This window comes from Streptomyces sp. PA03-5A (genome assembly GCF_033792725.1).
GTDB lineage: Bacteria > Actinomycetota > Actinomycetes > Streptomycetales > Streptomycetaceae > Actinacidiphila.
Window position 1 is genome coordinate 1 of the sequence record NZ_JARAVL010000032.1, and the last position, 21,368, is coordinate 21,368.

General features: G+C 72.8%; 21 protein-coding genes. 13 read left to right on the forward strand and 8 right to left on the reverse strand.

Annotated elements, in window-relative coordinates:
* On the reverse strand, positions 1–852 hold an 852-nt coding region (locus tag PV410_RS32390; protein ID WP_500329318.1), incomplete at its 3' end, for a LysR family transcriptional regulator.
* 30 nt (positions 853–882) lie between these two features.
* Between PV410_RS32390 and PV410_RS32395 the strand changes: the two genes are divergently transcribed.
* Together PV410_RS32395 and PV410_RS32400 are read left to right on the forward strand one after the other, a co-directional pair.
* Complete coding sequence (locus PV410_RS32395) at positions 883–1,779, forward strand: serine hydrolase (RefSeq protein ID WP_500329319.1); 897 nt, start codon at positions 883–885, stop codon at positions 1,777–1,779.
* A gap of 83 nt (positions 1,780–1,862) precedes the next feature.
* Entirely contained in the window at positions 1,863–2,867 is a 1,005-nt protein-coding gene (locus PV410_RS32400; protein ID WP_500329320.1) for an MBL fold metallo-hydrolase, read from the forward strand.
* Positions 2,868–2,896: 29 nt separating this feature from the next.
* On the opposite strand, the gene PV410_RS32405 is transcribed toward PV410_RS32400, so the two are convergent.
* Positions 2,897–3,403 carry a DinB family protein gene (locus PV410_RS32405; RefSeq protein WP_500329321.1) on the reverse strand — a complete coding sequence of 169 codons (507 nt, stop codon included), beginning with the start codon at positions 3,401–3,403 and terminating at the stop codon, positions 2,897–2,899.
* A gap of 81 nt (positions 3,404–3,484) precedes the next feature.
* Between PV410_RS32405 and PV410_RS32410 the strand changes: the two genes are divergently transcribed.
* Together PV410_RS32410 and PV410_RS32415 are read left to right on the forward strand one after the other, a co-directional pair.
* Positions 3,485–3,868: an ArsR/SmtB family transcription factor gene (locus tag PV410_RS32410; protein WP_500329407.1), complete on the forward strand. Its 384-nt coding sequence runs from the start codon at positions 3,485–3,487 to the stop codon at positions 3,866–3,868.
* The gene (locus PV410_RS32415) at positions 3,865–4,020 is read left to right on the forward strand and encodes a DUF6126 family protein (protein ID WP_499509460.1); all 156 of its coding nucleotides are present in this window, start codon (positions 3,865–3,867) and stop codon (positions 4,018–4,020) included. Before PV410_RS32410 ends, PV410_RS32415 begins: the two co-directional genes overlap by 4 nt.
* Before the next feature lie 13 nt (positions 4,021–4,033).
* Here PV410_RS32415 and PV410_RS32420 read toward each other — a convergent pair whose 3' ends face one another.
* Genes PV410_RS32420 through PV410_RS32430 form a run of 3 tightly spaced genes read right to left on the reverse strand, consistent with a single transcriptional unit; the run spans position 4,034 to position 6,575 of the window.
* The gene (locus PV410_RS32420) at positions 4,034–4,444 is read right to left on the reverse strand and encodes an ATP-binding protein (RefSeq protein WP_500329322.1); all 411 of its coding nucleotides are present in this window, start codon (positions 4,442–4,444) and stop codon (positions 4,034–4,036) included.
* Positions 4,445–4,455: 11 nt separating this feature from the next.
* Complete coding sequence (locus tag PV410_RS32425) at positions 4,456–4,902, reverse strand: pyridoxamine 5'-phosphate oxidase family protein (RefSeq protein WP_500329323.1); 447 nt, start codon at positions 4,900–4,902, stop codon at positions 4,456–4,458.
* Complete coding sequence (locus PV410_RS32430; protein WP_500329408.1) at positions 4,899–6,575, reverse strand: SulP family inorganic anion transporter; 1,677 nt, start codon at positions 6,573–6,575, stop codon at positions 4,899–4,901. Before PV410_RS32430 ends, PV410_RS32425 begins: the two co-directional genes overlap by 4 nt.
* 291 nt (positions 6,576–6,866) lie before the next feature.
* Between PV410_RS32430 and PV410_RS32435 the strand changes: the two genes are divergently transcribed.
* From PV410_RS32435 to PV410_RS32445, 3 genes are read left to right on the forward strand one after another with little or no spacing between them, the layout of a single operon-like run.
* Positions 6,867–7,229, forward strand: a complete 363-nt coding sequence (locus PV410_RS32435; protein ID WP_500329324.1) for a TetR/AcrR family transcriptional regulator — start codon at positions 6,867–6,869, stop codon at positions 7,227–7,229.
* Positions 7,148–7,399, forward strand: a complete 252-nt coding sequence (locus PV410_RS32440; RefSeq protein ID WP_500329409.1) for a hypothetical protein — start codon at positions 7,148–7,150, stop codon at positions 7,397–7,399. Before PV410_RS32435 ends, PV410_RS32440 begins: the two co-directional genes overlap by 82 nt.
* Before the next feature lie 50 nt (positions 7,400–7,449).
* On the forward strand, positions 7,450–8,052 hold the full coding sequence (locus tag PV410_RS32445) for a TetR/AcrR family transcriptional regulator (RefSeq protein WP_500329325.1): 603 nt from the start codon (positions 7,450–7,452) through the stop codon (positions 8,050–8,052).
* 314 nt (positions 8,053–8,366) lie between these two features.
* Here PV410_RS32445 and PV410_RS32450 read toward each other — a convergent pair whose 3' ends face one another.
* The 3 genes from PV410_RS32450 to PV410_RS32460 form a co-directional block, all read right to left on the reverse strand.
* Positions 8,367–9,224 carry a TIGR03620 family F420-dependent LLM class oxidoreductase gene (locus tag PV410_RS32450; RefSeq protein ID WP_500329410.1) on the reverse strand — a complete coding sequence of 286 codons (858 nt, stop codon included), beginning with the start codon at positions 9,222–9,224 and terminating at the stop codon, positions 8,367–8,369.
* Between the two features lie 88 nt (positions 9,225–9,312).
* Positions 9,313–10,062 (reverse strand): glucose 1-dehydrogenase, encoded by a 750-nt coding sequence (locus PV410_RS32455; RefSeq protein WP_500329326.1) that lies wholly within the window; start codon positions 10,060–10,062, stop codon positions 9,313–9,315.
* Between the two features lie 240 nt (positions 10,063–10,302).
* Positions 10,303–11,055, reverse strand: coding sequence for an SDR family NAD(P)-dependent oxidoreductase (locus PV410_RS32460; RefSeq protein ID WP_500329327.1), 753 nt, complete (start codon positions 11,053–11,055; stop codon positions 10,303–10,305).
* Between the two features lie 362 nt (positions 11,056–11,417).
* Here PV410_RS32460 and PV410_RS32465 point away from each other — a divergent pair, with 362 nt between their 5' ends.
* From PV410_RS32465 to kdpB, 6 genes are all read left to right on the forward strand, one after another.
* Positions 11,418–14,327 (forward strand): M4 family metallopeptidase, encoded by a 2,910-nt coding sequence (locus PV410_RS32465; RefSeq protein WP_500329328.1) that lies wholly within the window; start codon positions 11,418–11,420, stop codon positions 14,325–14,327.
* Between the two features lie 128 nt (positions 14,328–14,455).
* Positions 14,456–15,475, forward strand: a complete 1,020-nt coding sequence (locus PV410_RS32470; RefSeq protein ID WP_500329329.1) for a helix-turn-helix transcriptional regulator — start codon at positions 14,456–14,458, stop codon at positions 15,473–15,475.
* Between the two features lie 112 nt (positions 15,476–15,587).
* Positions 15,588–17,093: an aldehyde dehydrogenase family protein gene (locus tag PV410_RS32475; RefSeq protein ID WP_500329330.1), complete on the forward strand. Its 1,506-nt coding sequence runs from the start codon at positions 15,588–15,590 to the stop codon at positions 17,091–17,093.
* A gap of 399 nt (positions 17,094–17,492) precedes the next feature.
* Positions 17,493–17,582 carry a K(+)-transporting ATPase subunit F gene (gene kdpF / locus PV410_RS32480; protein ID WP_326579416.1) on the forward strand — a complete coding sequence of 30 codons (90 nt, stop codon included), beginning with the start codon at positions 17,493–17,495 and terminating at the stop codon, positions 17,580–17,582.
* Entirely contained in the window at positions 17,582–19,246 is a 1,665-nt protein-coding gene (kdpA, locus tag PV410_RS32485; protein WP_500329331.1) for a potassium-transporting ATPase subunit KdpA, read from the forward strand. The genes kdpF and kdpA overlap by 1 nt, the downstream gene beginning before the upstream one ends.
* Complete coding sequence (kdpB, locus tag PV410_RS32490; protein ID WP_500329332.1) at positions 19,246–21,363, forward strand: potassium-transporting ATPase subunit KdpB; 2,118 nt, start codon at positions 19,246–19,248, stop codon at positions 21,361–21,363. Before kdpA ends, kdpB begins: the two co-directional genes overlap by 1 nt.
* Positions 21,364–21,368: the final 5 nt, after the last annotated feature.

Genomic DNA, 21,368 nt, shown 5'->3' on the forward strand with positions numbered 1-21,368 from the left:
GCGCGGGGCCGCGGGGTGCGCGGAGGGGCCCGCGGGCCAGGCGCCGCCGATCCGGCGGGCGAGGGGGCGTCCGGACAGCGGCCGCCAGGCCACGCGTGGCTCCCTGCGGGCGGCGGCGCCCTGGTCGAAGGCGATGCCGCCACCCGCCGCGACGAGGGCGAGCAGGAACTCCGGGCTCGAGGCGTGCCGGACGCCACCGGGGACGAAGCCCGCCGCGCGGCAGCCCTCCAGCAGCCGGTCGTACCAGCCGGGAGCCTCCCCGCGCGGGAACACCACGAGGTCCTGGCCGGACAGATCGGCGAGGGACACCTGCGGACCGCGGGCCACCGGCGAGGCACGGGGTAGGACGACTCCCAGGTCGAAGGCGACCTCCGGGCCGAGCCGCAGTCCGGCCGCCTCCACCGGGCGGTGGACGAGGCCGACGTCGAGGCCGCCCGCACCGAGGAGCCGCAGCTGCTCCGCGGTGGTCGCCTCCCGCAGATCGACCGCCAGACCCGGGGCGTGTTCCGTGCACGCGGCGAGCAGCGCGGAGGCCACCGCCGCCGTGGTGCCGGTGGGCACGGCCGCCCGCAGGGTGCCCAGGCCCCCGTCGGCGGCACGCCGCGCCAGGGCCCGCAGGCGGTCCTCACGGGCCAGGAGTTCCCTCGCCTCCTCCAGCAGCAGCGTCCCCGCCGAGGTCAGCGCGGTACGGCGTCGCGACCGGTCGAACAGCTCCGCGCCGAGTTCCCGCTCCAGCGCGCGCACCGCCTGGCTGACCGGCGGCTGTGCCGTGCCCAGCCGGTCGGCGGCGCGGCCGAAGTGCAGTTCCTCCGCGACGGCGACGAAGATACGCAGGTGGCGCAAGAGATCCACGATCAAGGACCCTACGCGAGGAGGCTGTTGATGGTCGAGGAGGACATCCGGGAGGTGTTCGCGGCGGCGGGCGCCGAAGGGGTGCTGCACGCCGTACCGGTCGGTGCAGGGGCCGGCGACACGGCCGAGGTCGCCGTCGGCGCGGACGAGCCCGTGGTCCTCGCGTCGGTCGTGAAGATCCTCGTGGTGCTGGAGTTCGCCCGCCAGGTGGCCGCCGGCCAGCTCGACCCCCGTGAGCGCGTAAGGGTCACCGCGGCCGACCGGCTCGGCGGCTGGGGCACGGCGGGATGCGCCGACGACGTCGAGCTCTCGCTCCGCGATCTCGCCCACTTCGCGATGTCGGTCAGCGACAACACCGCGGCGGACCTGCTGCTGGCCCGGATCGGACTGGACACCGTACGGCTCCTCACCGAGGAGCTCGGACTCACCGGCATCCGGCTCGTGGGCGGTCCCCGGGACGTGCTGGAGTCGATGCTCGCCGACGTCGGGGCAGGCACCGAGGCGGAGTTCGCGGCCCGTTGGCCCGCCCTGCCGGAGGACCGGAAGCGACGGCTGGCGGTCCTGGACCCCACGCGGACCAACGCCGGCACGCCCCGGGAGATCACCCGGCTGCTCGGGCTCGTCTGGCGGGACGAGGCCGGCCCGCCGCAGGCCTGCGCCTGGGTCCGGGAGCTGATGGGCCGGCAGGTCTTCCGGCACCGGATGGTCTCCGGCTTCCCCGGCGAGGTGACGGTGGCCGCCAAGACCGGCACGCTGCCCGGTCTGCACCTGGAGGCGGGGGTCGTCGGCCACCCGGACGGCGGGCGCTACGCGGTCGCCGTCTTCGCCCGCACCCGCGAACTGACCGCGGTGCGCCCCGCGGTGGACTCCGCGATCGGCGCCGCCGCCCGGATCGCGGTGGACTTCCTGCGGGCCGAACGCCGTTGACCTGCGCTCATAGCGGATCGCGTATCAGGCGTGCGGAATTCCGGTCTTGGACGCGGGCGACTCGGCCTTGATCTCCTGAGGCCATGAGCGACGACAGGGACGTACGAGACGTGAAGAGGTTCGGACGGCGCACGATGCTGCGGGGCGCCGCACTGTCCGCGGCCACCCCGCTGCTGCCGGGCACGGTGCCCACGGCGGCAGCGGCGGCACCCGCGGCCCGGCGCGGGGCCCCGGACGCCGGTGCGGCGACCTTCCGCTGGCTGGGCACCGCGGGCTGGCGCATCGACGTCTCCGGCCGGACCGTGCTCTTCGACCCTTACGTCACCCGGTTCCCCACGGGACTCTTCACCGGCGCCTTCGACCCCGCCACCCGGCTGCGGACCGACGAGACCGCGGTCCGGAAGCGCGTCGGCCACCCCGAACTCGTCCTCGTCAGCCACTCGCACTGGGACCACGTCGCCGACGTGCCGTACATCGCCGCCTCCACCGGCGCCCGGGTCGTCGGCACGGAGACCACGTACCACCTGCTGGTCGCGCTCGGCGTCGACCCGGCGCGGATCTCGGTGGTGAAGGGCGGGGAAGTGCTGGACTTCGACGGCATCGTGGTGGAGGTCGTCGCGAGCCTGCACAGCCGCAACAAGGGGTACTCCTACTTCGCCCCCGGCAGGCACGCCGCACCGCCCCAGGCCCGTCCGGATACCATCGCCGACCTCCCCGAGGGCGACACCCTCGCCTTCCAGGTCACGGCAGGTGCCGAGGGGCCCTCGGCGTTCCTGATGGGCGCCAGTGACTTCAGCGAGCGCGCGGCCCGGGGACTGCGCCCGGACCTGGCCATGGTCGCCGTACCGACCAGTGCCTCGACGCACCGGTACGTCCCCCGGTTGCTGCGGGCGCTCGGCGACCCCGGTGTCGTCGTGCCCGTGCACTGGGACGACTTCGAGCGGCCGCTGGACCTGGAGCCGAGGCGCGACCCGTCGGCGGACGTCGAGGCCTTCACCGCGCAGGTCCGCCGCGAGTCGCCCGCGTCGCGCGTCGTCGTCCCCGACTACCGCACCCTCTACGGCGCGGACATGCGGCCGGTCCCCTGACGGCCGGTTCCCGGACCGCGCGGGGCCGGTCAGGCCCCCACGGTGCCGTCGACACCCTCGCGGAGGAAGTCCGCGTGCCCGTTGTGACGGCCGTACTCCAGGAGCACGTGCACCATGACCATCCGCAGGGAGACGTCCTCGCCCCAGCGCGGCTGGTGCCCGGTCAGGTCCAGTGACCCGGCCGCCTCCTCGATCCGCCGGGAGTTCTCCACCTCGGCCTCCCAGGCCGTGAAGGCCTCGGCGCGGATGGACGCGCCCGCGTCGTAGGCCGCCTGGAAGTCGATCCTGTCGGACCAGACCATGGGCGTGTCGTTGTCCTCGAACACCCGGCGGAACCAGGCGCGTTCCACCTCCGCCATGTGCCGGACGAGCCCGAGCAGCGAGAGCGTGGACGGAGGCATCGACTGCTGCCGCAGCTCCTCGTCCGTCAGCCCCCGGCACATGGCCAGCGTGGCCCGGTGGTAGTCGAGGAACGCCCGGAGCGTCTCGCGCTCCCCGCCGAGCAGCGGCGGGCCCACGCGGTCGTCGTCGGTCACTGGATGCTCACTTCCTGCGGAGCGATACGATTGAAGAGTTCTTCAATTCGCGAATCCTTACAGAAGGTACGGGTGGTCCGGGTGCAGGTTCCGCTCTACCAGGCCAAGGCTGAGTTCTTCCGCATGCTCGGGCACCCCGTGCGCATCCGTGTCCTGGAACTCCTGCAGGACGGGCCCAAGCCGGTGCGGGACCTCCTCAACGCCATGGAGATCGAGCCCTCCAGCCTCTCCCAGCAGCTTGCCGTACTGCGCCGCTCCGGCATCGTGACCGCCACGCGCACCGGCTCCACCGTGGTGTACGAGCTGGCGGGCGGCGACGTGGCGGAACTGCTCCGGGCGGCCCGCAGGATCCTCACGGAGCTGCTGACCGGGCAGCAGGACCTGCTGGCCGAGCTGAAGCAGACCGAGGAAGGCTCCGCCGTCCGTACCCCCGGCCCGCCCGGGACGACCGGTGACGCCGCGTGAGCGCCGGGACCGGCTCCGGTAGGGACACGGGCGGCGAGAAGTACAAGCAGCGGGCGGTACTGCTGCGCGTCCTCGTCTACGTCTTCGTCACCCACTTCATCGCCGGCTTCATCACCCTGCTGTTCTACCTGGGGAAGCACGCTCCCAAGTGAGGGGCCCACGGGTTCACGCCGTGCGCAGCGGCAGGGTGACCCATATGCCCTTGCCACCGGTGCCGGGGTCGGGGAGCACCGTGGCCGTGCCCCCGCATTCGGCGGTGACCTCGGTGACCATGGCCAGTCCGCCGCCGGTCGCGGCGGCCCGGAGCAGGTCCGGCCGGTGGGGATGCAGGTCGTACATGGCGAGGGCGAGCACCCCGCCGCCCGTCGCGTAGACGACGTCCAGGCTGGGGGAGACCCCGGCGGCGTGCCGGACGCTGTTCGCGACCAGCTCGCCGAGGATCAGCAGGGCCCGGCCCAGCACGGTGTCGCCCGGGCCGACGCCCCAGGAGGTGTAGACGTACTCGCCCGTCCTGCGGGCCACGGTGACGGACAGGGGCGCCGTCGGGAGGGTCAGCACGTGGCGGCGCTGCAGCATGGCGCGAGCGGTCACCGGGTGCCGGGCCGGCCGTCGTCACCGGTACGGGCACCCGCGCCCCCGGGGCCGCCGAGCCGGTGCCCCTGGAGCGTGAGGGGGTGGATCCGCAGCAGCGTGTCGTGCGGACCGTGGACCCAGTCGGTGAGCGCGCGCCGGTGGTGGGCGGCCTCGTGGGCGTCGGCGAGGTCCTGGGCGGGTCCGGTGGCCGTGACCGACCAGCCGGTGCCCGAGGTCCGGTGGAACCGGTCGCAGTGGTAGGTCACGTCGCCGCCCCGCGTGACCGTGGTGAGCGGGACGGGTGCGCGGACGACGAGCGCGCCGTACTCCAGGACGTGGACGGCGGGGCGGACGACCACCGTGCCGCGCAGCGGGTACACCAGGCGGCCGTTGCCGGCGCCTTCCAGCAGCCACAGCGCCTCCGCCCCGGTCAGGTCGGTCATGCGGTACGCGGGGCTCATCCGGCGGCCTCCCCCCGCAGCACACCGGCCCGGTGCAACCGGGCGCGCGCCGCGCGGACGGCCTCCGGGGCCGTGGCGTGCACCAGGTCCGCGTCCCGCAGCGCGTCCAGCACGCCCAGCGCGTCCAGCGCGTGCCGCTGCCCGGGCCGGAGACCGGACGCCAGCACCGTGATGCCGCGGCGGTTCAGCCGGTCGATGGCGTCCTTGAGGACCAGGGCGCCGGTGGCGTCGATGTGGGTGACGCGGGAGAGCCGCAGGATGACCACCGACACGTCGGCGACCTCGGTGAGTTCGAGCAGGGAACGGTGGGCTGCGGCGAAGAACAGGGGCCCGTCGATGCGGAAGGCCACGATGTGCTCGGCGAGCAGGGCGTGTTCCCCGGCGCCGTGCCCCTCCGGCGGACCCTCGTGCAGCGGCACCCGATCCAGCCGGACCTGCCGCGCCACGGCGCGCAGCGCCAGGGCCCCGGCCACCACCAGCCCGATGACGACCGCGTACGTCAGGTCCAGGGCCAGCGTCGCGGCCGCGGTCAGCAGCAGGACCGCGCCGTCGGCGCGGGTCGCCCGGGCCGTCGCCCGCAGCGATCCGACCTCGACCATCCGGATCGCGGTGGCGAGCAGCACCCCTGCGAGCGCCGCGAGCGGGATGCTCCCCACCAGCGGAGCGGCGACGAAGACGATCACCGCCAGGACGGCGGCGTGGGTGAGCGCGGCCAACCGCGAGCCCGCTCCGGTACGGACGTTGACGGCGGTGCGGGCGATCGCCGCCGTGGCCGGCACCCCGCCGAACAGCGGGACGACCAGGTTCGCCAGGCCCTGGCCGAACAATTCCCGGTCCGGGTCGTGGCGCTGTCCGCGCGTCATGCCGTCCGCGACGGTCGCCGACAGCAGCGACTCCAGGGCGGCCAGGGCCGCGACCGCCAGGGCGGGCGCCAGCAGCGAGGGGAGCGCGGCCGGGTCGAGGAACCCCAGGGAAGGCGCGGGCAGTCCGGACGGCAGGTGCCCGATGCGCGCCACGGGAAGGTCCGTGGCCTCGGCGGCGATCGTGACCACGACGACGGCCGGCAACGAGAACGGCACGCGCGGGCGCCACCGGGCACCCGCCAAGATGGCGCCGGCCACCGCCGCCGAGAGTGCGAGGGGCGCCCAGTGGGGGTGGGCCAGGAACGCGCGTACGGCCCGCAGGGCCACGGCCGCGGCCTTCTCGCCGTCCGGCGTGGGCACCCCGAGGGCCGCGGGCACCTGCTGCAGCCCGATCACACATGCGATCCCGAGGGTGAAGCCCTCCACCACGGGCGCCGGTACGTAGCGCATGTACCGGCCGGCGCGCAGCAGGGCCAGCCCGATGAGCAGCGCACCGGCCATCAGACCCACGGTCAGGACTCCGCCGGGCCCGTACCGGGCGACGATGGGGACCAGCACCACGGTCATCGCCCCGGTCGGCCCGGAGACCTGCACGTCCGATCCACCGAACAGGGCCGCCACCGCCCCCGCCACCACGGCCGTGGCCAGTCCGGCCTCCGCCCCGAGCCCTGAGGAGACTCCGAACGCCAGCGCGAGCGGCAGGGCCACCACCGCCACGGTCAATCCGGCGAGCAGGTCGCGACGGGGCTGCCGCCGCATCGCCGTCAGATCGCCCCGCGCGGGCAGCAACGCGCGTACGGGGCCCCACATCCGCCCTGCCAGCCAAGTCACCGTGCGAAGACACCGGCCCCGTCGTCCCTCGCCCCGGCCGGTTGCCGGGGACGGCCCCGCTGCCGTGCCCCGCGCTTCCCTTGACGGCACAGCGGGATCATCATGTAGTGAATTGAAGATTTTTGCAATTTGTGGATCCGATGGATTGGGCCCTCCGGCGGCGGACGGGCGGCGGCGTAAAGGGACCGTTAGGTCAAGAATCCGTGTCATCGACGCCATGGCGCGTCCCAGGAGCTTCGACGAGCGGCAGGTGCTGCGACTGCCCGAGAGGTGTTCTGGGCCCGTGGCTACGCCGCGACGTCCCTGGAGGACCTGACGGGCGCCACGGGGCTGGGCAAGGGCAGTCTGTACGGGGCGTTCCGCGACAAGCGGCAGCTCTTCCTGCGGGTCCTGGACGACCACCGCGCCGAGCAGCTCGACGGGGTCCGGGAAGCGCTGGGCGGCCCCGGCGGGGCGGTCGCGCGGCTGACCCGTCTGCTCGAAGTGCGGCGGCGGGCTACGGGGCCGACCCGCACCGGCGCGGATGCTTCCTGGTCAACAGCACCTTCGAACTGCACGGCCAGGATCCGGACGTGGTCGAACGTTCCCGGACGACCTACCGGGAGGTCGAGGACCTCCTCGCCGCGTGCGTGAAGGAGGCGCAGCGCGAGGGAGACCTGGATCCGGGGGCCGACCCGCAGGAGCGCGGCCGGCTGCTGCCGGCCGGGCTGCAGGGGATGGAGTTCCTCGCCAAGACCCGCATGGACGCTTCGGGGCTGCTGCAGAGCGGCCGGGCGGCGCTGGCCCGCCTCCCGCGCCCCTGACCGGCGCGGTATCATAACGGTCGTTACAGATCGCCGGGCAGGAGGCCACCATGGCGGGAGGACGACCGAGGGCCTTCGACGTCGACGAGGTGCTGGACCGGGCGCTCGAGGTGTTCTGGCGCCAGGGCTACGAGGGCACCGGGATCTCGGACCTGACCCGGGCCATGGGCATCAACCCGCCGAGCCTGTACGGCGCCTTCGGCAACAAGGAGGAGCTGTTCAAGCGGGTCCTCGACCACTACGCCGACGGCCCTGCCCGCTACATCCGCGAGGCGTTCGCCGAACCCGGCGCGCGCCGCGTCGTCGAGCGGCTGCTGCACGGCGCCGCGGACGCCACGACCCGGCCCGACTGCCCTCCTGGCTGCCTCACCGTGCAGGGAGGCCTCGCCGCGTCGCCCGGGTCGGAGAGCGTGCGCGCCGAGCTCACCGCGCGCCGGGCGTCCGGCGAGGCGGCGCTCCGGCTGCGCTTGGAGAAGGCGCGGGCGGACGGGGAACTGCCCGCCGACGCCGATCCGGCCGATCTCGCCCGCTACTTCATCGCGGTGTACCAGGGCGTCGCCGTGCAGGCCGCGGGCGGCGCGACCCGTGAGGAGCTGCACCGGGTCGTCGATCTCGCGTTGGGCGCCTGGCCCGCGGAGCCGGCGGCCGGCTGACCATCGCCGAAGGGCAGGTCCGCGGGCGTGACCGCCAACGGCGGGCTGACCAGGCCCGTGGTCATCGGCGCTGTCCGGGCGACCTGCGGGGGCCCGGACAGCGTCGAGTCCCGACGTGCGGTCGAGGACGGCAGGCTCCTCCGGCTGCACCCCTGCCCGCCGAACGCTGGCTGTCCCGTCGGCCACGGCATCGGTCCCGCCCTGCGGCCCGTGCACGGCGGACTCCACCAGGGCGTCGTGCACGAACCCGCGTCCACCACCATCGCCGACCTCCCGCCACACGCTCGCCCGGCGGCGCCGACCAGCCCCCTGGTTCAGCGGGCGAGGGCGGCGAGTTCCCGCCACTGCGCCAGCGGGAGTGCGGAGTCCGCGGTGATGACGTGGAGGCACACGTGATCGGCGCCGGCCTGGTGGTGGGCGCGGACGCGGGCGCCGATGGCCTCGGTGTCGCCCCAGGCCACGACGGCGTCGATGAGCCGGTCGCTGCCGCCTCCGGCCAGGTCGTCCTCGGTGAAGCCCTGGCGGAGCAGGCTGCGGGCGTAGTGGTCCATCGCGAGGAACGTCCCGAGGAAGTCCCGGGCGGCGGCACGGGCCCTGGCAGGGTCGCGCTCCGGCACGACCGCCTGATAGGGCGCCAGGAGGGGGCCGGGTCCGAGCAGTTCCCTGGCCGCCGCCGAGTGCTCGGGGGTGACCATGAACGGGTGCACACCCGCGGTGCGTCGTCCCGCGAGCCGGACCATCTTCGGGCCCAGAGCGGCCATGACGCGTTCCCCGGCCGGTACGGGGGCCGGGGCTCCGTCGAGCTCGTCCAGGTAGGCGTCCATGTCCGACAGGGGCCGGTAGGGGCGCCCCGCGCCGCGTGCGGCTGCCGCGTCGCTGACGCCGAGGCCGAGGAGGAGCCGGCGGTCGTACCGCTGCTGCAGCCGCGCGTGTCCTGCCGCCATCTCCGCCGCCCGGTGGCGCCAGATGCTGAGCACTCCGACCGCGACGCGCGCGGTGCGGGTCGCGCGGAGCAGCCGTTCGGAGTCGCCGAGGATGTCGCCGCCGCCGAGTCCGGGGATCCACAAGGCACCCCAGCCCATCGTGTCGAGTTCGGCTGCGGCGTCCTCGATCGCTCCCGGATCGGCCGTGCGCAGCTCGATGCTCCAGATCCCTGTTCGTCCCATGTCCATCGCGTGTGTCCCGTCCGTGCTGGTGGTTCCGGTGCGTACGGCTGTCACCGAGGCCTCCCCGCCGTGGACGGGGAGGCCTCGGCGGGGGTCAGACCTGGTTGGTGCCGCCGTCGACGAAGAGTTCGATGCCGGTGATGAAGGTGCTCTCGTCGGAGGCGAGGAAGACGGCCGCGGCGGCGACCTCCTCGGGCCGGCCCATCCGGCCGAGCGGGATCTGGCCTTCGAGGTAGCCCTTGAGCTGCGCCCTCTGCTCCGCGTCCGCGGCGAGGCCGTCGATGCCGGGTGTGTCGATCGTGCCGGGGCTGATGGAGTTGACCCGGATCGAGCGGCCCCTGAGCTCGTTGGCCCAGGTCCTGGCGAAGGAGCGCACCGCCGCCTTGGACGCCCCGTAGACGCCGAAGGCCTCGTTGCCGACCGAGCCCGCGGTGGAGCCGGTCAGGATGACCGAGGCGCCGTCGTTGAGCAGCGGCAACGCCTTCTGCACGGTGAAGAGCAGGCCCTTGACGTTGGTCGCGAAGATCTCGTCGAAGTGCTGCTCGGTGACCTGCTCCAGGGTGGAGAAGCTGCCGCCGCCCGCGTTGGCGAAGATCACGTCGATGCGCCGCCCCTGTTGGGCGACGGCGGCGTAGAGCCGGTCGAGACCGGCCAGGTCGGAGACGTCGCTGTGGACACCGGTGGCACGGGGGCCGATCTCCGCCACGGCGGCGTCGAGCGCGTCCTTGCGGCGGCCGGTGACGAACACGTGCGCGCCCTCGGCGGCGAACCGCCGCGCGGTGGCCAGGCCGATGCCGCTGGTGCCGCCCGTGACGATGGCGGTCCTGCCGTCAAGCTGTCCCATGGTGTTGCTCCGATCGCGATGAGTGATCGCCACAGCCTCCGGTGTAACAAGATCTGTTACGTACTGCCGCAGGGGATGCCCTCCCGGTATTAGCTGCGCCCGCGTTCGGGGTGCCGCGAGGAGGGGTGGCGGTTGGCGAGTTATGTAGTGGTCGATACGAAACTAGGTCGACCTGCGGGGAGTGTCAAGCGCCCCCTTCTGGCGATTTGGACCGCACAGCGGGGCAGAGGACGAGCGGGCTCACACCTGTTGCTGGCCGCCGTCGACGAAGAGCTCCACCCCGGTGACGAAGGTGCTCTCGTCGGAGGCCAGGAAGGCGACCACGTCGGCGACCTCCTCGGGCCGTCCCATGCGGCCGAGCGGCACCGTGCCGACCAGGGTGTCCAGCAGGCGGCGGTTCTGCTCGGGGTCGGGGGCCAGGCTGTTGACCCCCGGGGTCTCGACCGGTCCCGGGCTCAGGGTGTTCACCCGGATGGCGCGGCCCTTGAGCTCGTTGGCCCAGGTCCTGGCGAAGGAGCGCACGGCGGCCTTGGAGGCGCTGTAGACGGTGAACCCCTCCGCCCCACCGCTGCCCGCCGTCGAGCCGGTGAGGATGACCGAGGCGCCGTCGTTGAGGAGCGGCAGCGCCTTCTGGACGGTGAAGAGCACGCCCTTCACGTTCGCCCCGAAGGTGTCGTCGAAGTCCTGCTCCGTCACGTCCTCCAGGCGGGCCAGCCTGCCGCCGCCCGCGTTGGCGAAGAGGACGTCGATGCGCCGCCCCGCGGCCTCGACCTGGGCGAACAGCCGGTCCAGGTCGGCGGGGACGGCGACGTCACCGCGCACACCGGTGGCCCTTCCCGGGCCGATCGCGGCGACCGCGACGCGCAGCTCCGGCTCCCGGCGGCCGGTGAGGAAGACGTGCGCGCCCTCCGCGGCAAGGCGCTCGGCTGCGGCCAGCCCGATGCCGCTGGTCCCACCGGTGACCACCGCGGTCTTCCCGTCGAAACGCCCCATCGCCGGCCTCCAGCGTCGCTCGTGAGCAGTATCCGGCGGCCCGGCCGCCGTCGCACGGCGGGTGCGGGCGCCCGGGTGCCGGCGCCCGGGGGAGTCCGCGGGGCGTACGCGACGAGCGTGTCAGGGCCGTACGAAGCGGCCGTTCCTCCGGAACCGGGACCACACCGGGCACTTCGGCGCCCTCTGCCCGCCCTCCCGCTTCGCATCTGTGCAACTGCGCGTACTCCCCCCGGTTTTCGTCTTGTCACCCGGGTGTGATCACCACGAGGGTGCAGGGCGAGCCGCGGGCGCGAAGGTGCGCCGTGCATCCGATGTCCCACTACCGAGCCCGGGTCACTCCGGGCTGCCGGAGGCATTCGTCCATGTCAACACGCATACGGCCCAGACCGGTTCACCGATCCGGCCGCACCGGCCTGTCCGTCCTGCTCGCCGCCGCCGTCGCCCTGGGCGTCACCGGCCTGACCGGCCCCGCCCACGCCGCCGACCCCACCACCGGCACCGGGGCGGTGCCCGCGCCGCAGCCGGCCACCGACACCCCCGCCCTCGTCGACGGCCTCACCGACGCGGCCGACGCCTCCGTGCCCGCCGCCACCGCCGCCCGCGCCCACCTGGCCGGCCACCGGGACCGCTACCGCATCCCCGCCCCCGACCGCGACCTGACCACCGACGCCGTCACCACCGACGCCGACGGCACCGAGACCGTCCGCCTGGGCCAGAAGTACCGCGGCATCCCCGTCCTGGGCGCCCAGTACGTCGTCCGCATGAACCACAAGGACGGCAAGCGCACCGTCACCGGCACCTCCGGCTCCTACTTCACCGCCCTCGACCTCGACACCACCCGCCCCACCCTCCCGGCCCCCACCGCCGTGCAGGGCGCGGTGCGTCAGGTGCGCGCGGAGCTGGCGAAGGGCGGATACCGTCCCGCGCACGCCAAGAGCGCCAAGGACGACCTGGCCGGCACCGACCGCGGGCTGACCGTGCTGCCCACCGGCAAGGGCGTGCTCGCCCGCCACGTCACCGTGCGCGGCACCGACCCGGCCACCGGCGCCCCCGTGGTCCAGGAGGTCTACGTCGACGCCGCCACCGGCGTCGCGGTCTTCGAGTACGGCGGCCTGCCCACGTTCGCCCCGACCGGCTCCGCCGGCGGCGCCACGCACCGCAGCGGCACGTCCATGCGCAGCGGCACCGCGATGCGGGGCGGCGCGCCCGCGGCCGCGACCGGGTCGACGGGCGTCACCGGCAGCGGCATCCTGCTCAGCGGCACCACCGTGCCGCTGAACCTCAGCAAGGACGCCGGCACCGGTCAGTACCTGCTGCGCGACACCGCGCACATGGCCGACAGCAAGAGCCACAACGTCATCCAGACCTGGGACGCCTCCAGCGTCTGGTACCAGGACGTGTCGGGCCAGTGGCCGGAGAGCGTCGTGCCGTTCGCGATGCCGACCACGAAGGCGCCGCAGGAGATGACCGACAGCGGCGCGGTGGACGCCCACTGGGCGGCCGGGAAGGTGTACGAGTTCTACCACGGCACCTTCCGGCGCGACAGCCTCGACGGCAAGGGCATGGCCATCAACTCCCTGGTCGGCGTGACGGACTTCGGCTCGCCGTTCGTCAACGCGTTCTGGGACCACACCAAGATGGTCTACGGCACCGGTGACGACGAGTACCGCTCCCTCGCCTCCGACCTGGACGTCGTCGGCCACGAGATGACCCACGGCGTGGTCGAGCACACCGCCGACCTCGTCTACGCCGGCCAGTCCGGCGCCATGAACGAGGCCATCGCCGACTACCTCGGCAACGTCATCGACGTCACCGTCAACGGCACCTCCATGACCGACCCCGAGGCCGGCCTCATCGGCGGCGACCTCTGCCGGACGCGGGCACCGAAGGACTGCGCCTTCCGCGACCTCAACGACGGCGCCACCACGAAGGGCTTCCTCGGGCTGCCCCTCGGCTCGTCCTACGACAACGGCGGAGTGCACGTCAACTCCACGATCTTCAGCGGCTCGCTGTGGGACATCCGCGAGAGCCTCGGCGGCGAACTCGCCGACCAGATCGTCTACAAGGCCCTCACCTCCTACATCACGCCCCTCGACGGCTTCGACGAGGGCCGCGACGCCGTCATCGCCGCCGCCAGGTCGCTGCACGTCAAGGGCGACCGCCTGGCCAAGGTGAAGAAGGCCTTCGACGCCCATGGCATCGTCCCCGGCTGGGAGCAGGACCTGGGCCTCGACAGCGATGTGCTGATGGGCAGGCTCGGCACCCTGATGCAGTACGTCGGCACCGGCAACAGCCCCAGCGCCCACGGCGACTGGTGGGCCGCCCCCAGGTCCAGCGCGGACGGCACCGAGCCGTACGCCGTGTGGACCGGCCGCACCGACGGCAAGGGCAAGCCCCGCCGGATCTCCCCGGTCGACGGACGCTCCCACCTCAGCCCGGTCACCGACGGCAAGCGCGTGGTGTGGGTGGCGGTCGGCGACGTCCCCGGCGACGACCCCTGGCTGCACACCTACGACATCCTGTCCGCGCCCGTGGGCGGCGGCGCCGTCAAGACGCTGTACAGCACCACCTCGGAGATCAGCGGTCTGGGCGTGGACGGCGACACGGTCGCCTGGTCCCGCCGTGACGAGGCGACCTCGCTGCAGCAGGTCCTGTACCTGAAGGGCGGCGACACCACGCCGCGTCAGGTGCCGCTCGGCCGGGACTACAACCAGGCGGTCGAGCCCGCCGTCAAGGACGGGCGCATCGCATACATCCACGACGGCATGTTCGACGGCACCTACGGGGTCGTCGTGGAGGTATTCGACACCCGGACCGGGAAGACCGCGGTCCTCGGCGCGCCCTCGCAGCCGGAGTGGATCAGCACGCCGGTGATCACCGCTGCCGGGGTGTACTGGCTGATCGACACCGACTACACCGACGACGACTTCACCACCCTGCGCCGGGCGTCCGTCGACGGTTCCACCGTCACCGACGTCATCGCGGAGAGGGGCCCGCGCCCCGTCCGGGCGTTCGGCCTCACGGCGTCGGACACCGCGGTCACGCTGACCGTGTACGCCTCGTTCTCACAGGTCTTCGACGACTACAACGACTCGCTGGCCAAGCTCTACCAGTTCACCCCGCAGGGCACCCCGCTGGGCCGGGTCTCCTGCAGCAAGGGCCAGCAGTCGAACGCCGCCGCAGGCACCGGCAGCCGCGTCCTGTGGATGGACACCACCACCACGGACACCGACCTGGTGACCCGGGCCCGCCCCGCGGGCACCTGCCGCTGAGCGGCCGCCACACCGCACCACCCCGACGGGGGCCCAGACCGGCGCACGCCGGACCGGGCCCCCGCCGGCCTTTCCGCGAGGCGTACGATCATCACGCGGGGCGCGGACGTACAGGGGTGGCAGGCTGCATGGATGTCTCATCGGGCGGTCCTTGGGCGGGGACGGGGCTGGGCCCCCTGGGCGGCCGGGTCCTGGAGTACCTGGTGAGCCACCCCTCGGCGGACGCCGCCGCGGTGGCCGAGGCGGTCGGCACGTCCGCCGACGAGGCCGAGCGGGCGCTGCGGGGCCTCGAGGACGAACTCCTGGTCATCCGCATCCCCGGCGGTTCCCCGCGCTGGAAGGCCGGCCCGCCGCGCTCCTCGCTGGGTTCCCTGCTCGCCCGCAGGCGGAGCGAACTGGCCCGTACCGAGCTGTTCATGGAGCAGCTCGACGAGCTCTACCGCTCCGTCGCGCACCCCGGCGCGCCGAACCTGGTGGAGGTCCTGGAGCACGGCGACGAGGTCGCGGCCCGTTACGCGTACCTGCTCAAGGGCAGCAGGAGCGAGGTGCTGCACCTGGCCAAGCCGCCCTACGTGACCGGCACCGAGGACGACTCGGGCCACCGGGACCCGGACCGTACCGCCGTCGCCCCGGGCGTACGGCTGCGGTCGGTGTACGAGGCCGACGGCTTCACCGACGAGGTGTCCCTGGAGACCGCGCTGCGCGGCACCGCGGTGGGCGGTGAGTTCCGCCTCGGTACCCGGCTCCCCGTCAAGTTGGCGCTCTTCGACCGGACCGCCGCCCTCCTCCCGCTCCAGGGCGACCGGCCCTCGGCGGGATCGCTGGTGGTGCACTCCCCGGCCCTGATCGAGGTGTGCGCCGCGCTCTTCGAGGGCATCTGGGAACGTGCGACACCGGTGTCACTGGAGAGCCGCCAGGACTGGCCCGTCGCGCGCCGCGAGCGGGAGACCGTGGAGACCGACGAACGGACCCGGGAGATCCTCCACCTCATGGCCACGGGGATGAAGGACGACGCCATCGCCAGGGTGCTGGGCGTGAGCCGCCGGACGGTGCAGAAGCACGTCAGCGAGGCGGGCACCGCCCTCGGCGCCCGGACGAGGTTCCAGATCGCGCTCCTCGCCCATGAACGCGGCTGGCTGGACGGCTGAGCCGGCCGCCCGCGGCCCCGCCCGGCCGTTTGGCCTGCGCTATACGCGGTGTTTGCCGATATAAAACGTTCAATCACTGTATACGGCACGTACGGGTGCAAATCTGGAGTGTATGCGTACTTCGGAGCTGTCGAATCCGTACGGCGCGACCGGCGCACGACCGACCGCGGGCGAGATCGTGGACCGGCCCTGGCACATGCTGATCGGCGGGGAGGCGACCGACGCGGCCTCGGGCCAGACCCTGGACGTGGTCAATCCCGCGGACGAGACGGTGGTGACCCGGATACCCCTCGGCGGCGTCACGGACGTCGACGACGCGGTGGAGGCGGCCCGTACGGCGGCGCCCGCGTGGGGGGCCACCTCCGTGACGGACCGGGCGCGGGTGCTGGTCGCCCTCGCGGAGGCGATCGAGGAGCACGGCGAGGAACTGGCCTGGATCGACACCATGGACAACGGCAGCCCGGTCGCGGTCATGCGGGGCGACTTCCGCGTCGCCGCCGCCCAGTTGCGCTACTTCGCCGGACTCGCCCTCCAGTTGCGCGGCGAGACCGTCCCCATGGCCGACCACGACGCCCTCGACTACACGCTGCGCGACCCCTTCGGCGTCGTCGGGCGGATCATCCCGTGGAACCATCCCCTGATGTTCGCGGCCGCCCGCATCGCCGCACCGCTCCTCGCCGGCAACACCGTCGTCCTGAAGCCCGCCGAGGCGACCTCGCTGTCCGCGCTGCGGCTGGGCGAACTGGCCGCCGGCCTCGTACCGCCCGGGGTCCTGAACATCGTGCCGGGCCTGGGCTCCGTGGCGGGCGAACGGCTGGTGACCCACCCCGACGTCCCGCGCATCGCGTTCACCGGCTCGTCCACCACGGGACGTCGCGTCGAGGCGCGCGCGGCGAGCGCCGCGGTCAAGACGGTCACCCTCGAACTGGGCGGCAAGAACCCGCTGGTCGTCTTCGCCGACGCCGATGTGCACGCGGCCGTGGACGGCGCGATGGCGGGCATGAACTTCACCTGGCAGGGCCAGAGCTGCGGCTCCACGTCCCGCCTGCTGGTCCACCGCTCCCTGTACGAGCGCGTCGTCAAGGAAGTGGGCAGGCGCATGGACGCCATGCGCCTCGGCGACCCGGCGGACCCCACCACGGACATCGGCCCCCTGGTCTCCGAGGAGCACTACCGCAAGGTGACCTCCTACATCCGGGCGGGACTGTCCGACCCCGCCCTCCGCCTCGTCGCGGGCGGCAGCGCCCCGCACCGGCCCGGCTACTACGTACGGCCCACCCTCTTCGCGGCCCACGCCGGCCCCTCCGGGCCGCTGTTCCGGGAGGAGATCTTCGGACCGGTGCTGGTGGCGGCGCCCTTCGACGCGTACGACCAGGCGATCGCCGAGGCCAACGCACTGCCGTACGGCCTGACCGCCAGCGTCTGGACCACCGACCTGCACACCGCCATGGCCGCGGCCCGCGACCTGCGCGCCGGCTACGTGTGGATCAACGCCAGCTCCGCGCACATCCCCGGGACCGCCTTCGGCGGGGTGAAGAACTCGGGCGTCGGCCGCGAGGAGGGCATCGAGGAGCTGGAGTCCTACACCCAGCCGAAGAACGTCTACGTGCGGTTCTGAGTCCGCTCCGCACCACCGGGCCGGACGGCCCTCCTCGCCCCCCGACCCCCGCTGCGGCCGGCCACGCCCGCTCGGGGGTCGTCGCTGCTCCGAGCCCCGCCGACCGCCCCGCCGACGCGCCACGTCACCCCCGTCACCCGTTCCGCCGGGCGGCGTCAAAGTGGCGTCAAGCCGCTCCGGGGCCGCGTCAGGAACCCGCTAACGAAGCCCGTCGGGGGCACTGCGGGGCGCTTCGCTACGTACACCGGTTTTTTACCGGCGCCGCGGGCCCGACCGGGTACGCGGCATCGTCCCCACACGACTTCCGGGGTGTCTCCGCATGCCAGATGTGGCCTTCATCGTCCTCACCGTCGCTGTCTTCGCCGTGCTCGGCCTCGTGGCCAAGGGGGCGGAGCGGCTGTGAGCATCGAAAACGTCGTCGGACTCGTCGTCGCCGTGGCCCTGGTCGGTTACCTGGTGCTGGCACTGATCTACCCGGAGAAGTTCTAGTGAACGACACCCTCGCGGGCTGGCTCCAGATCCTCGCGCTGGTCGGCGCGCTGGCCCTGACCTACCGGCCGCTGGGCGACTACATGGCCCACACCCTCACCTCCGCCAAGCACCTGCGCGTCGAGCGCTTCGCGTACCGGCTCGGCGGGGTCGACGGTGACGCGGACCAGAAGTGGTCCGTCTACCTGCGGAGCGTGCTGGCCTTCTCGGCCGTCTCCGTCCTCTTCCTCTACGGCTTCATGCGGCTGCAGAACCACCTGCTGCTGTCCATAGGCATGCCCGCCGTGACGCCCGGCGTGTCCTTCAACACGGCCGCCTCCTTCGTCACCAACACCAACTGGCAGTCCTACTCCGGTGAGTCCACGATGGGCCACCTGGTGCAGATGTCCGGTCTCGCGGTGCAGAACTTCGTGTCGGCCGCCGTCGGCGTCGCCGTCGTCGCGGCCCTCATCCGGGGCTTCACCCGCAAGAAGACCGACCGCATCGGCAACTTCTGGGTGGACCTCACCCGGATCACCGTGCGCGTGCTGCTCCCGCTCGCCTTCGTGTTCGCGATCGTGCTGGTCGCCGGCGGCGTCGTGCAGAACTTCCACGGCGTCGAGTCGATCTCGACCCTGGTCGGCGACCACCAGAGCATGACCGGTGGCCCGGTCGCCTCGCAGGAGGCCATCAAGGAGCTGGGCACCAACGGCGGCGGCTTCTACAACGCCAACTCCGCCCACCCCTTCGAGAGCCCCAACCCCTTCACCAACTGGCTGGAGATCTACCTCCTGCTGGCGATCGCCACCTCCCTGCCGCGCACCTTCGGCCGCATGGTCGGCGACAACCGCCAGGGCTACGCGATCATCGCCGTGATGGGCGTGATCTGGGCCGCATCGGTCGCCATCATCACGGTGAACGAGCTGCACAGCGTGAGCAGCCAGGCCGGCCACTTGGCGGGCGGCATGATGGAGGGCAAGGAGCAGCGGTTCGGTGTGTGGGGGTCGGCGCTGTTCGCGGCGTCGACGACGCTCACCTCCACGGGCGCCGTCAACTCCTTCCACGATTCGTACTCGCCCATCGGCGGCGGGATGACGATCTTCAACATGATGCTCGGTGAGATCGCCCCCGGTGGTACCGGCTCCGGCCTCTACGGCATCCTCATCCTGGCGATCATCGCGGTCTTCGTGGCCGGACTGATGGTCGGCCGCACCCCGGAGTACCTGGGCAAGAAGCTCGGCGGCCGGGAGATGAAGTTCGCGTCCCTCTACATCCTCACCACCCCGGCGATCGTCCTGATCGGTGCCGGCCTCGCCATGGCGATGCCGGGTCAGCGCGCGGGCATGCTCAACTCCGGTGCGCACGGTTTCTCCGAGGTGCTGTACGCCTTCACCTCGGCCGCCAACAACAACGGCTCGGCCTTCGCGGGCCTGACCGTCAACACCGACTGGTACAACACCGCGCTCGGCCTGGCCATGCTGTTCGGCCGCTTCCTGCCGATCGTGTTCGTCCTGGCGCTGGCGGGCTCCCTGGCCCGGCAGCAGCCGGTGCCGGCCACGGCGGGCACGCTGCCCACCCACCGGCCGCAGTTCGTCGGCCTGCTGACGGCCGTGATCCTGATCGTCGTCGGCCTCACCTACTTCCCGGCCCTGGCGCTGGGTCCGCTCGCGGAAGGTCTGTCCTGATGTCCCTGACCACCCTCGAACCCCCCGCGTCGCCGGGGGGCGCCCCGACCGGGCCGCAGCAGCCGCACCGGGTCTCCGGCGGCATGATGGACCCGAAGCAGCTCCTCACCTCGCTGCCGGACGCGGTCAAGAAGCTCGACCCCCGGGTCATGATCAAGAACCCGGTCATGTTCGTGGTCGAGGTCGGCGCGGTCCTGACCACCCTCTCGGCGATCAAGGACCCCAGCGTCTTCGCCTGGGTCATCACCGTGTGGCTCTGGCTGACCGTGCTCTTCGCCAACCTCTCCGAGGCCGTCGCGGAGGGCCGCGGCAAGGCGCAGGCCGAGACCCTGCGGCGGACGAAGACCCACACCGTCGCCCGCCGGCTGATCGACTGGCGGCCGGGGGCCACCTCGCTCCGTGAGGAGGAGGCCCCGGCCTCCGGCCTGAAGCTGGGCGACCACGTCGTCGTCGAGGCCGGGCAGATCATCCCCGGTGACGGCGATGTCGTCGAAGGCGTCGCGTCGGTCGACGAGTCGGCGATCACCGGTGAGTCGGCCCCGGTCATCCGGGAGTCCGGTGGTGACCGCAGCGCGGTCACGGGCGGCACGAAGGTGCTGTCGGACCGGATCGTCGTCCGCATCACCTCCAAGCCCGGCGAGACCTTCATCGACCGGATGATCGCCCTCGTGGAGGGCGCGGCCCGGCAGAAGACGCCCAACGAGATCGCACTGAACATCCTGCTGGCCTCGCTGACCATCGTCTTCCTGCTCGCGGTCGTCACCCTGCAGCCGTTCGCGATCTACGCGGGCGCCGAGCAGAGCATCGTCATCCTCGCGGCGCTCGTCGTCGCGCTCATCCCGACGACGATCGGCGGGCTTCTGTCGGCGATCGGCATCGCCGGCATGGACCGCCTGGTGCAGCGCAACGTGCTCGCCATGTCCGGCCGCGCCGTCGAGGCCGCCGGCGACGTGAACACCCTGCTGCTCGACAAGACCGGCACCATCACGCTCGGCAACCGCCAGGCCGCGGAGTTCCTCCCGGTCGGCGGTGTCGGGGACGCGGAGCTCGCCGACGCGGCGCAGCTGTCCTCACTGGCCGACGAGACGCCCGAAGGCCGTTCCGTCGTCGTCCTGGCGAAGGAGAAGTACGGTCTGCGGGCCCGTCACGAGGGCGAGCTCGGGCACGCCGCGTTCGTGCCCTTCACCGCGCAGACCCGTATGTCCGGCGTCGACGTCGACGGCCGCCAGGTCCGCAAGGGCGCCGCGTCCGCGGTGACCGCGTGGGTCGCCGAGAACGGCGGCCGGGCCGGCGAGGAGGTGCAGTCCCTGGTCGACCGCATATCGCAGTCGGGCGGTACGCCGCTCGTCGTGGCGGTCAAGGAGGACGGCGCGGCCCGCGTGCTGGGTGTCATCCACCTGAAGGACGTGGTCAAGGAGGGCATGCGGGAGCGGTTCGACGAGCTGCGGCGGATGGGCATCCGCACGGTGATGATCACCGGTGACAACCCGCTGACGGCCAAGGCGATCGCGGACGAGGCGGGGGTCGACGACTTCCTGGCCGAGGCGACGCCCGAGGACAAGATGGCGCTGATCAAGCGGGAGCAGGCGGGCGGCAAGCTCGTCGCGATGACCGGTGACGGCACCAACGACGCCCCGGCGCTGGCCCAGGCGGACGTGGGCGTGGCCATGAACACCGGCACCTCGGCCGCCAAGGAGGCCGGGAACATGGTGGACCTGGACTCCAACCCCACCAAGCTGATCGAGATCGTGGAGATCGGCAAGCAGCTGCTCATCACCCGCGGCGCGCTGACCACCTTCTCCATCGCCAACGACGTGGCGAAGTACTTCGCGATCATCCCCGCGATGTTCGCGATCGCCTACCCGGGCCTGGACAAGCTCAACATCATGCAGCTGCACAGCCCGACGTCGGCGATCTCCTCGGCGATCATCTTCAACGCCCTGATCATCGTCGTGCTGATCCCGCTCGCCCTGCGCGGCGTGCGCTACCGGCCGTCGTCGGCCTCCGCGCTGCTGACCCGCAACATCTGGGTCTACGGCCTGGGCGGTCTCGTGCTGCCGTTCGTCGGCATCAAGGCGATCGACCTGATCATCCAGTTCATCCCCGGCCTCAGCTGACAGAA

Coding starts and splice junctions, on each gene's coding strand:
- PV410_RS32420 (WP_500329322.1), bottom strand. CDS start 4,444: ATGCTGCAGCGCCGCCACGTGCTGACCCTCCCGACGGCGCCCCTGTCC.
- PV410_RS32465 (WP_500329328.1), top strand. CDS start 11,418: ATGTCAACACGCATACGGCCCAGACCGGTTCACCGATCCGGCCGCACC.
- PV410_RS32395 (WP_500329319.1), top strand. CDS start 883: ATGGTCGAGGAGGACATCCGGGAGGTGTTCGCGGCGGCGGGCGCCGAA.
- kdpB (WP_500329332.1), top strand. CDS start 19,246: ATGTCCCTGACCACCCTCGAACCCCCCGCGTCGCCGGGGGGCGCCCCG.
- PV410_RS32470 (WP_500329329.1), top strand. CDS start 14,456: ATGGATGTCTCATCGGGCGGTCCTTGGGCGGGGACGGGGCTGGGCCCC.
- PV410_RS32460 (WP_500329327.1), bottom strand. CDS start 11,055: ATGGGGCGTTTCGACGGGAAGACCGCGGTGGTCACCGGTGGGACCAGC.
- PV410_RS32455 (WP_500329326.1), bottom strand. CDS start 10,062: ATGGGACAGCTTGACGGCAGGACCGCCATCGTCACGGGCGGCACCAGC.
- PV410_RS32450 (WP_500329410.1), bottom strand. CDS start 9,224: ATGGACATGGGACGAACAGGGATCTGGAGCATCGAGCTGCGCACGGCC.
- PV410_RS32430 (WP_500329408.1), bottom strand. CDS start 6,575: ATGTGGGGCCCCGTACGCGCGTTGCTGCCCGCGCGGGGCGATCTGACG.
- PV410_RS32475 (WP_500329330.1), top strand. CDS start 15,588: ATGCGTACTTCGGAGCTGTCGAATCCGTACGGCGCGACCGGCGCACGA.
- PV410_RS32400 (WP_500329320.1), top strand. CDS start 1,863: ATGAGCGACGACAGGGACGTACGAGACGTGAAGAGGTTCGGACGGCGC.
- PV410_RS32425 (WP_500329323.1), bottom strand. CDS start 4,902: ATGAGCCCCGCGTACCGCATGACCGACCTGACCGGGGCGGAGGCGCTG.
- PV410_RS32445 (WP_500329325.1), top strand. CDS start 7,450: ATGGCGGGAGGACGACCGAGGGCCTTCGACGTCGACGAGGTGCTGGAC.